General features: G+C 67.1%; 10 protein-coding genes, 1 tRNA gene and 1 pseudogene. 4 read left to right on the top strand and 8 right to left on the bottom strand.

From position 1 onward, the window contains the following. Positions 1–314: 314 nt before the first annotated feature. Positions 315–779, bottom strand: a complete 465-nt coding sequence (locus tag ACFZDJ_RS10300) for a GatB/YqeY domain-containing protein (RefSeq protein ID WP_168494112.1) — start codon at positions 777–779, stop codon at positions 315–317. Positions 780–931: 152 nt separating this feature from the next. On the opposite strand from ACFZDJ_RS10300, the gene ACFZDJ_RS10295 reads away from it, so the two are divergent. After that, entirely contained in the window at positions 932–1,858 is a 927-nt protein-coding gene (locus ACFZDJ_RS10295) for a metallophosphoesterase (RefSeq protein WP_390934240.1), read from the top strand. Here the strand turns inward: ACFZDJ_RS10295 and ACFZDJ_RS10290 are convergent. Next, positions 1,829–2,071 (bottom strand): hypothetical protein, encoded by a 243-nt coding sequence (locus ACFZDJ_RS10290; RefSeq protein WP_391057640.1) that lies wholly within the window; start codon positions 2,069–2,071, stop codon positions 1,829–1,831. The genes ACFZDJ_RS10295 and ACFZDJ_RS10290 overlap by 30 nt on opposite strands. A gap of 66 nt (positions 2,072–2,137) precedes the next feature. Between ACFZDJ_RS10290 and ACFZDJ_RS10285 the strand changes: the two genes are divergently transcribed. Together ACFZDJ_RS10285 and ACFZDJ_RS10280 are read left to right on the top strand one after the other, a co-directional pair. Then, on the top strand, positions 2,138–2,938 hold the full coding sequence (locus ACFZDJ_RS10285; protein ID WP_391057637.1) for a Pr6Pr family membrane protein: 801 nt from the start codon (positions 2,138–2,140) through the stop codon (positions 2,936–2,938). 28 nt (positions 2,939–2,966) lie between these two features. Further along, a tRNA-Pro gene (locus tag ACFZDJ_RS10280) sits at positions 2,967–3,040 on the top strand. 202 nt (positions 3,041–3,242) lie between these two features. On the opposite strand, the gene ACFZDJ_RS10275 is transcribed toward ACFZDJ_RS10280, so the two are convergent. Together ACFZDJ_RS10275 and ACFZDJ_RS10270 are read right to left on the bottom strand one after the other, a co-directional pair. Further along, entirely contained in the window at positions 3,243–3,479 is a 237-nt protein-coding gene (locus tag ACFZDJ_RS10275; RefSeq protein ID WP_391057867.1) for a DUF3710 domain-containing protein, read from the bottom strand. Positions 3,480–3,483: 4 nt separating this feature from the next. Continuing rightward, positions 3,484–3,717 carry a hypothetical protein gene (locus ACFZDJ_RS10270; RefSeq protein ID WP_391057634.1) on the bottom strand — a complete coding sequence of 78 codons (234 nt, stop codon included), beginning with the start codon at positions 3,715–3,717 and terminating at the stop codon, positions 3,484–3,486. A gap of 492 nt (positions 3,718–4,209) precedes the next feature. Here ACFZDJ_RS10270 and argS point away from each other — a divergent pair, with 492 nt between their 5' ends. After that, positions 4,210–5,871: an arginine--tRNA ligase gene (gene argS / locus ACFZDJ_RS10265; protein WP_391057630.1), complete on the top strand. Its 1,662-nt coding sequence runs from the start codon at positions 4,210–4,212 to the stop codon at positions 5,869–5,871. A 141-nt stretch (positions 5,872–6,012) separates the two neighbouring features. Here argS and ACFZDJ_RS10260 read toward each other — a convergent pair whose 3' ends face one another. The 4 genes and pseudogenes from ACFZDJ_RS10260 to ACFZDJ_RS10245 form a co-directional block, all read right to left on the bottom strand. Further along, complete coding sequence (locus tag ACFZDJ_RS10260) at positions 6,013–6,507, bottom strand: cysteine dioxygenase (protein WP_390934352.1); 495 nt, start codon at positions 6,505–6,507, stop codon at positions 6,013–6,015. Next, the gene (locus ACFZDJ_RS10255) at positions 6,504–6,707 is read right to left on the bottom strand and encodes a hypothetical protein (RefSeq protein WP_390934363.1); all 204 of its coding nucleotides are present in this window, start codon (positions 6,705–6,707) and stop codon (positions 6,504–6,506) included. The genes ACFZDJ_RS10260 and ACFZDJ_RS10255 overlap by 4 nt, the downstream gene beginning before the upstream one ends. A 211-nt stretch (positions 6,708–6,918) precedes the next feature. Next, positions 6,919–7,107 (bottom strand): annotated as a pseudogene (locus ACFZDJ_RS10250) (transposase family protein); the annotation flags it as partial. Between the two features lie 97 nt (positions 7,108–7,204). Continuing rightward, the gene (locus ACFZDJ_RS10245; RefSeq protein ID WP_391057627.1) at positions 7,205–9,070 is read right to left on the bottom strand and encodes a YcaO-like family protein; all 1,866 of its coding nucleotides are present in this window, start codon (positions 9,068–9,070) and stop codon (positions 7,205–7,207) included. Between the last annotated feature and the right edge of the window lie 731 nt (positions 9,071–9,801).

The raw sequence follows: 9,801 nt of genomic DNA, 5'->3' as shown, positions 1-9,801 counted from the left end.
TTATATTAGGGCCCACCCCGCCCGGGGGGGGCGACCGGTTAACCCCCCCCCCCCCCCCCCGCGCCCCCCCCCCCCCCCCCCCCCCCGGCGGCCCCCCCCCCCCCCCGGGGGGGGGGTGGGCCGCGGCCGACGGCTTTCGGTGGGCGGGCTGGTACGGGTACGCGTACGGGTGCGGGTGCAGGTACTCGTACTGGTCCGGGTTCTGCGTCTGCTACTGGTTCTGGTCGCCTACTGCTGCTACGGATTCCGGTCGTCTACTACTGCTACTGGTTCCGGTCGTCTACTACTGCTACTGGTTCCGGTCCCTCTTGGGCTCAGCCCGCGAGCAGCTTCTTGACCACGGCGGCCACACGGCCGCCCTCGGCCTGCCCCGCGACCTTCGGGTTCACGATCTTCATGACCTGACCCATGGCACGCGGCCCCTCGGCACCCGCCGCCCTGGCCTCCTCGACGGCCTGCCCGACGATCTGCTGGAGCTCCTCGTCGGACAGCTGCTTGGGCAGGTACGCGGCGAGGACCTCCCCCTCCGCCTTCTCCCGCTCGGCCGACTCAGGGCGCCCGCCCTGCGCGAAGGCGTCTGCGGCCTCGCGGCGCTTCTTCGCCTCGCGGGTGATCACCTTCTGTACTTCGTCGTCGGAGAGCTCGCGCTTCGTCTTGCCCGCGACCTCCTCCTTGGTGATCGCGGCGAGGGTCAGCCGGAGCGTCGCGGAGCGGAGCTCGTCGCGCTCCTTGATGGCGGCGTTGAGGTCTTCCTGCAGCTTCGACTTGAGCGTGGTCATGCCGTCGATTGTCGCAGGTGTGGTGCGGCGGTCGCCTGCTGATTTCAGCACCGTGCCCGGGACGCGCCGTCGATGGGCGCGAGGCTGTCCACAGGTTCGAGGTTGTCCACAGGGCGGCACGCGGGGGTGTCGGGGTCTGACACGATGGACGTATGCGCGCGCGATACGGAGTACCCCTGGGAATCACGGCGGTGGGCGCCGCCGGACTGTTGTACGCGGCGGGCTTCGAGGCCCGCTCGTTCCGCCTCCGACGGGTGACGGTCCCGGTCCTGCCACCGGGCATGCGGCCGCTCCGCGTCCTCCAGGTCTCCGACATCCACATGGTGAGCGGTCAGCGCAAGAAGCAGCGCTGGCTCCGCTCCCTGGCCGGGCTGCGCCCCGACTTCGTCATCAACACCGGGGACAACCTCTCCGACCCTGAGGGCGTCCCCGAAGTCCTGGACGCCCTCGGCCCGTTGATGGAGTTCCCCGGTGCGTACGTCTTCGGTTCGAACGACTACTACGGCCCCAGACTCCGCAACCCCGCCCTGTACTTGCTGGAGAAGTCCCATGGCCGTCACGGTCTGAACGGCAACAAGCCGGTCGTGGGCGCCATCCACAACCCGTGGGAGGACCTGCGCGACGGCTTCGACACGGCGGGCTGGCTGAACCTGACGAACACCCGGGGGACGCTCAAGATAGAAGGCGCCGAGATCGAGCTGACCGGCCTCGACGACCCGCACATCAAGCGGGACCGGTACGCACGCGTGGCCGGCGGCCCGTCGGAGTCGGCCGACTTCTCGATGGGCGTGGTTCACGCCCCGTACCTGCGTGCGCTCGACGCGTTCACGGCGGACGGCTACCCCCTGATCCTGGCCGGTCACACTCACGGTGGCCAGCTGTGCCTCCCCTTCTACGGCGCCTTCGTCACCAACTGCGACCTGGACACGGACCGTGTGAAGGGCCTGTCCACGCACTCGACGGAGGGGCAGACGTCGTACATGCACGTCTCGGCGGGCTGCGGTACGAGCCGCTACACGCCGGTACGGTTCGCATGCCCCCCGGAGGCGTCACTGCTGACGCTGGTCGCTCGGCAGTAGGTCGGCCGGCGGCAGGTCGGCCGGAGTGTGCGGCGGTCGAGCGTGGGGGCGATCGAAAGCGGCGTCCAGTGCGGAGGCGACGGGCAGGTCGATCGGGTCGTTCGGGTCAGTCACGTCGTTCGGGTCGACAGCGTCGTGCGGAGCGTTGATATTGCTGCTGCTGTTGCTGTTGCTGTTGCTGTTGCTGTTGCTGTTGATGGGGTGCGAGTCCACGCCCGGCCGTCACCCACCCGGGTGACCCATATCGCCCGATTCGCCCCCCGCGCTTAGCGTGGGGACATGATCGCCCCGATCCCCAGGGACATACCCGACCTGCCCGCGATACCGGGCATCCCCTCGCCGGCCCCCTTCATCGTCCCGGCGACGGCAGTGGTGGCCCCCGTGCGTCGCCCGCTGGTGGCCACCTTCCGCCTCCTGGTCGCCCTCGTCGCGGCCGCGGGCGTGGCCATCGAGATGCGCCTGGGCAGTCCGCTCCACGTGCTCAGCTACTTCACCATCCAGGCCAACCTGCTGGTGGCGGTGGTCTTCGCCGCCTCGGCCCGGCGGGCATGGACAGCGCGTCGCCCGCTGCCCGCGGTCCTCACCGGCGGCACGCTGCTCTACATCTCGATCACGGGCCTGGTCTACCACCTGGTCCTGGCGGACCCGTCCAGCGGCTTCTCCATGACCGGGGGTATCGCCCCACCCACCGGCTGGCAGGCGGTGGCGAACCAGATCCTGCACACGGCGACCCCCATCGCCGCGGTCATCGACTGGCTCCTACTGACCCGCCCGGCGCCGTTCGCCATCCGGCATGCGACGACGTGGCTTGTCTACCCCCTCGCCTACCTGGGCTTTTCCCTCGTCCGCGGAGCGATGCTGCCGCCGGGCACCCTGGCGCGCTACCTCTACCCCTTCGTGGACGTCGACCGGCACGGCTACGTGGGCATCCTCGGCAACACCGCGATCCTCGGCGTCGCCTTCTACGCCCTCGCCCTCCTCGTCATCGCCCTGGACCACGTCCGCCCCGACCCGTACCGCTACCGCGGCCGACGCCCCGAAAACCGGATTTCGTCTCCGGCCACCAGTGGGCTAAAGTAAACGACGTCGCCGCGAGAGCAGTGACAATCGGGGTGTAGCGCAGCTTGGCAGCGCGCTTCGTTCGGGACGAAGAGGTCGTGGGTTCAAATCCCGCCACCCCGACAGCTGAAACACCAGGTCAGGCCCGGTTTCCGGAAACGGAAACCGGGCCTGATGCGTTCCCTGGACCGTCTCGGGAGTGAGCGGGGAGTGGATCATGGAAATCTCGCTCCCCAGGAGTAGGAGAAAGTGGAGTAGCACCGGAGTACAGCAGGGCCAGCAGCGGGGTTCGTAGGCAACCCTCGCGGAGCACAGACAGGCTTCGTCAGCGCCCGACCAGCCGCCTTCCGCAAGACCACGCATCAGTACTTCTCGGAACGGCCCCCGTCCCAGTGATCGTGCCCCGCAACAGCCAACCCGGGCCGTCCAGACCAACGAACCGCACGTCCTGCACCTTGTTCGCGCCCTCAGAGGTGACAACAGGGACGCGTGCTTGGACCCCAGGTCCTGACCGACCGATGAACTCCTCTGCCGTACCACCGTTCCGCCGGACGCGGGCCAGCAGCTCAAGCCATGCCGAGCGTCAGGGCTGTCCGGCCGACGGCCGGACGCGCTGGGCCGCACGTGTGGTTCTCGCTCCGCCACGCCTTGTAGCCGCTCGCGCCGGGTAGCTCGCCTGCTGCGCCGGCACGCGCGTCAGCTCCCAGCGTGAAGAACGTCAGATTCAGCAGGAAGAAGCAGTCGTCGGGCCCGACGTCGGTCGGCCGGGTCACCGGCAGCGGCACCGGCCTCAATGGCAAGCCCATGACGGTCGATGTGCCGTGGAGCTCTTACAAGGGCATCGTTGAACGGCCGTTCGGTGACTTGTGGCTACGAGCCGATGTGCAACGGAGGCCTGGAGATGAACTGCGCCACCGGAGGCATCGTGCGGCGGGAGCCGGTCCGGATGAACGAGCCAGCGCAAGGGACGGTCACGCTGACCAGCGGCAGAAGCTGAGAGCGCGGAGTGCACGCAGCACGCAGGGTCCGGTGAGTGATCACCAGTCCCTGCGTGGTGCAGGTCAACTAGCCGTACCAGTCAGGGTGTTGAGGACGTCCTGCCATGACAGCCGGCCCGCGAGAGCTCCTTCGGCGGTCAGGACGGGCAGGCCGTGGGTGCCGGCCGAGCTGAATTGCGTCAGCGCGTCGGTGGTGACGGAGCGGCCGCGGGCGGGGTCGGCGATCTGTGAGACGGGAGTGCGGGCCGTCGCGCAGGGCGGTCAGGATCCGGGCCGGGCTTGTAGCCTTGTTGGGTGAATCCAGCAGAACTCGCCGACATAATCTTAGAATGCGTCCACGAAGCAATTCATTCGGGGGTAATTTCCGCAGATCCGCCCGAATTGGCCCAACTGGAAAGACCCCGTCAGCGAAGTCACGGTGACTACTCGAGTAACGTAGCTCTGCAGCTCGCCAAGTCAGCAGGCCTCCCTGCTCGTACCGTCGCAGAGTTGCTGGCGCCGGCAGTGAGCGCTGCCACCGGTATCAGCAAAGTGGACGTGGCCGGCCCCGGCTTCCTGAACGTCACGCTCGAAAGTGCCGCCAAGGGGGCCATCGTCCGTGACATCGTCGCGGCCGACACGAACTATGGTCGCACGAACCTGATGGCGGGTCTGCGGCTCAATCTGGAGTTCGTCTCAGCCAATCCGACTGGCCCCGTGCACATCGGCGGTGCGCGATGGGCGGCCGTAGGAGACGTGCTGGCCCGACTCCTAGAAGCCGTCGGCGCGGACGTCACCCGAGAGTACTACTTCAATGACGCAGGCATGCAGATCGACCGTTTCGCCCGGTCGCTGCTCGCTTCGTCCAAGGGTGTTCCGGTTCCCGAGGACGGTTACGCCGGCGCCTACATCGAGGAAATAGCCCGCACCATTCTGATGCGGTGTCCCGAAACTTCGGACCTGGATGCCCCCGAAACACTCGGCGTCTTTCGGTCTGAGGGAACGTCCCTCATGTTCGACGAAATCAAGAGATCGCTCGCTGGGTTCGATACCCGCTTCGATGTCTATTTCAACGAGAAGGACCTCCATGACCGGGGGGATCTGAACGCGGCTGTCTCCCGCTTGCGCGCAGCTGGGCACGTCTTCGAGGCCGACGGCGCGGTCTGGCTGCGCACTACAGACTTCGGTGACGACAAAGACCGCGTCCTGGCGAAGAGCGACGGAACCTGGACATATTTCACCGCAGATTGCGCCTACTACCTCAACAAGAGGTCTCGGGGGTTCCAGAAGGTCGTCATCATGCTGGGCGCCGACCACGTGGGCTACATCGGCCGCATGAAGGCCATGGCGGCCTGTTTCGGTGACGATCCAGACAGCACCCTGGAAATCCTGATCGGCCAGTTGGTCAATCTGGTCAAGGATGGCCGACCCGTGCGTATGAGCAAGCGCGCGGGCACGGTGGTGACGCTGGATGACCTCGTCGAGGCGGTCGGGGTCGACGCGGCGCGGTATGCGCTGACGCGCGCAAGCATCGACGCGACAATCGACCTCGACATCGACCTGCTCACTCGGCAGTCGAACGACAACCCGGTATTTTACGTGCAGTACGCCCATGCACGGCTGTGCGCCGTCCGGCGCAGGGCCGCGGAGAGCGGGGTGGACCAGGGTGACCCCGAGGACTTCGAGCCGTCCCTTCTCGTACAGGAGCGTGAGGCCGACCTGCTTGGCGTATTGGTCGAGTTCCCGCAGGTCATCGCCACCGCCGCCAGCCTGCGCGAGCCTCACCGGCTGTCCCACTATCTGGAGCAGCTGGCGGGGACCTATCACCGGTTCTACGACAGCTGCCGGATCCTTCCCCGGGACGGCGAGGAGCCAGGGGAGCTAACCCGGGCCCGGTTGTGGCTGACGGACGCCACCCGGGTGGTGTTGCGCAACGGCCTGGACCTGCTCGGTGTCTCCGCGCCCGAGCGGATGTGACCGGGCGCGGCTCTGCGCGGGAATGACCCGACGGGGGCCTTGAAGCATCCCCGCAGGGCGCACAGCACATCGCGCGCCCTGCGAGGTCGTTTGCTCCGCAAGTCCGGCGGGGCACTCACTCGAGACGGGTACGACAAGGCGTCAGGCAGTCGGCTGTATGCACGCCTCGCAGTGGGTGGCGATGTGCATCCGCATCTCGGTCAGGCCCGGGTAGTAGACATGCAGGCTCACCGCCGGCTCCAGTGCGTCGTTGATGACCTGGTGCACGTACCCTGGCGCGAACACCCGCTGCACGCCCGGCCGCAGTACACGCCTCCCTCTCTCCGTCCGCTCCGTCAACGTGCCCTCCAGCATGGTCAGCACCCCAGAGGAGCGGCCGTGGTCGTGCAGCCCGCTGCCCTGCCCGGGCACCCAGGACAGTAGCCACACCTCATGGCCGGGGTCGGCGCTCAGCCGGTGATACCAACGACTGGTGGCGTCGTAGCGAACGAGGTGCGCCCACTGGTCGCGATCCGCGGCGATCGAGCAGGCCAGCCCTACGAACTCGGCAACGGTGGCCGGCTGCTCCCGCGGAGGCTGCAGGAGATGCGGGACCTCAAGGATGTCGCCGGCGATCTGGAGGTCGCTGTCGGTCACGCACCGACCGCCTGGCTCGCGGACAGCAGGAATGCGGTGGGCTCGGAAGCCGGCTCGGGCTTCGGGGCCCGGGTCCTGGCCGGGAGGCCCGTGGGAGCTGCCACATGGGCGACGGCCGTGAACGGACCGTCGCCCCAGGAGGACGTGAGGTGGGCGCAGCACTGGGGAAGCGTCAGGCCGGAAGCACCTGTCGTGTTCATCGCTGTTCCTTTCGTTCAGGTCGGTCCATCGGATCGGTCGGGCGTCCCGTGTGCTCAGGGTTGTCCCGTAAATGATCTTCGAGTCGCATCGGGCATCGCTGGCCGCTGTGCGGCCCGCTGGCCTATCCGGCGCGTGCGAGGTTGTGCATCCGGGCGATGCCGTGCATGGCGTGGTGGACGCCGTCGTCTTTGAGACGGCAGTCGCGGACTTGCCGTCCACGATGAGCACGGTGCCCTTGGTGAACCGCTTGCGGGGCTGGAGCGCGAGCATCGGCCCGAGGTGGCCGATGATCCGGTACGCCGCCGACTTGGACACCCCGAACAGCGGAGCGAGCCGGCGCATCGTCAGGTTCGTGCGCCAGTACGCCGCGATCAGCAAGGTCCGGTCCTCCGATCCTACGAACGACCAGAGCAGACCCACGTCGAGAAGGTAGAACAACCCTTAGGAGTATTCGACTCGTGACAGAACCTCAGGAAGGCCCTGGATGAGCCGAGGCTTACGCGGGGATCCCGTGTGTCCAGACAGCTCCTCGCAGCTTTCGCCCTCCGGCGCTTGCGGAGGCCCACTGGTTGGTCGTGGCCCCGGGAACCAGGACACGTACGGCCGTCCAGCCGCGGACGGGGTTGGGCAGTTCGGCCACCAGGACATCCTGGCCGGCCGCGCCCAGCGTCTCCACGAGCGATGCCAACTGCTCGGAGGCGCTGCCGGATTCCGGTCCCGTGGGATCGCCCTCCGGGAGGTGTTCGAGGTAGTCCAGCAGCTGGGAGGTCACATCGGGACGGCACCATGCGTCGAACGCGTCCGCGAGGGCTAGCTCACGGCCTCGGTGGGACTGCGCCAGCAACTGGCGAGCCTCCTCCAGTGCCCGCTCGCGCGCCTCCTGCCAGGTGAGGCCGCTTCCCGTGCCCCGAGCCGCTATCGGCGTGTCCGTCTTACTGCTGTCCACAACAAAGGCATGCACCAGGGGGACTGGCGCATCCGGATACACCACGCAGAACGTCTGCTTGTCATCGAAGACACCGCCTGGCTCGGTCCGCAGCAACGTTCCCGGGCGCTGGTGCATGAAGTTCGGGTAGAGAGAATCCCTTTCCAGCACTTCGCGCAGGCCTCGCAATACCGCTTGGTCGCGTCCGGGGTAGGAAGCAAGTCCTGAAGTGTCGCCCTTGCTTGGCCGGGTATGGCCGGCGCTGGGCAAGTAAGGGAACGCGACCAGACAAGCCGGGACGTCGTAGGGGTCTCCAGATACCAGTGACACGGCCGTGGTCCACTCGATGTCGGGCGAGCCTTCGCACCGGTGAGCCTCATACAACTCGCCGAAAGCGTGAAAATCCTCAAGTCCGTATCGGCGCGGGTGGCATCGCGGTCCGTGGGCAGCGTTCGCCTGCCACGCCGCGAACCGTTCTGCGGTCTCGCCGAGGGCTCGCTCGGTGGCCTTGCGTACGGTGGCACCCTTTCCGCTGTTCGACTCGAACTCGGCAGTGCCCACCCCGCACGGGGTCCGGCAGGTCACCACCTGAATCCCCACATCGCCGCTCATCGGCTCGGTCACGAGATCTTTGACGAGGCCCTTCGCCCAGTTCAGCTCACCCAGCAGGTCCTCGGGCGGCCGGGGCTGCGTCCGGAGGCCGGTCCACAAGGCCACCTCTCTCATTCCGTCAACGAGCACCGCCCCGTCAGAACGGCCGCCGCCCAGGACAGCGGCAACGGTCCGCGCCAGGTCTCGGGGCCTTTCGGGCACCCCGGAGAGCAGCGGGAGCGGACGCTCGCGCATGCCCATGTCGCCCAGGAGTCGGTCGGAAGCCCAGACGCTGGTCGCCTCAAGGTAGTCGTCGAGTTGCGCCTCCTCCGTGAACAGCGGACCGACGTGTGTGCCGTCGGAGCACTCTCCGGCCCACAGCACCGGCCGTGAGCGCAGCAGTTCCCGTATCCATGCCGAAGGGGTCACGGGCTCACGATCAGCGAGAACAAGCACCGGTGTCCTGTCGGACGCACCGAGCTCCTGCGCGTCAGGGAGGACTGAAGTCGTCACGATGCCCTGTTGAGCGAGTTCGTCGCGCAACAGCCACACGTCCGGTCGCCCGACGAGGTCGAGTAGAATCAGGTCAGGAGTGCCATTTCCCCGCGCCGAGCCGAGATTGAGGTCGAGAAGCGGTTCGGGGGCTGCCAGGGTGAAGTCCTGGTGGCCGGCGGCCACCAGCGCAGCGCCGGTGACGCCCTCGCGGGTCCCCAGCAATGCCATGCGCGGGCCCACTAGATATAGCTTCCCGGATTTCTGCGGCATCGGTACGACCCAAGGTGCGACTGTGGAATGGCCACTGCGCGCTATGGTCGGCCCAAGGCCGGGATCTTTAGTGTCGGTCATGTTCCCCCCCTTGGGATCGCCAGGATATGAGGCCAGGTAGGCGGCGGCACGTGGCGCCGCCGCCTACCTTGAATTCAGCAGGCTTTTGCCGGTTCTACCAGGACTTCGACTGGACGACGACCGCGGCGCCCTCGGTGTCGAGAGTCTCGATCTCAAACTCATTGCTGTCCTGCATGCTGTTACCTCCGGTTCAGAATTCCGCGAGAGTATTCGCTCAACTTCAGCGGCACAGGGTGCCGCCGCCTAATTCGAGTCCAGCCGGTCCGAGCCGGCCCTACCAGGACTTCGACTGGACGACGACCGCAGCGCCCTCGGTGTCGAGAGTCTCGATCTCAAACTCATTGCTGTCCTGCATGCTGTTACCTCCGGTTCAGAATTCCGCGAGAGTATTCGCTCAACTTCGACGGCACAGGGTGCCGCCGCCTAATTCGAGTCCGGCCGGTCCGAGCCGGCCCTACCAGGACTTCGACTGGACGACGACCGCAGCGCCCTCGGTGTCGAGAGTCTCGATCTCAAACTCATTGCTGTCCTGCATGCTGTTACCTCCGGTTCAGGATTCCGCGAGAGTATTCGCTCAACTTCAACGGCACAGGGTGCCGCCGCCTAATTCGAGTCCGGCCGGTCCGAGCCGGCCCTACCAGGACTTCGACTGGACGACGACCGCGGCGCCCTCGGTGTCGAGAGTCTCGATCTCAAACTCATTGCTGTCCTGCATGCTGTTACCTCCGGTT

The organism is Streptomyces sp. NPDC007896 (assembly GCF_042959425.1).
Classification (GTDB): Bacteria; Actinomycetota; Actinomycetes; order Streptomycetales; family Streptomycetaceae; genus Streptomyces.
The sequence above is the reverse complement of the archived record's forward strand: the minus strand, read 5'-3'. Positions and strand labels throughout refer to the sequence as shown.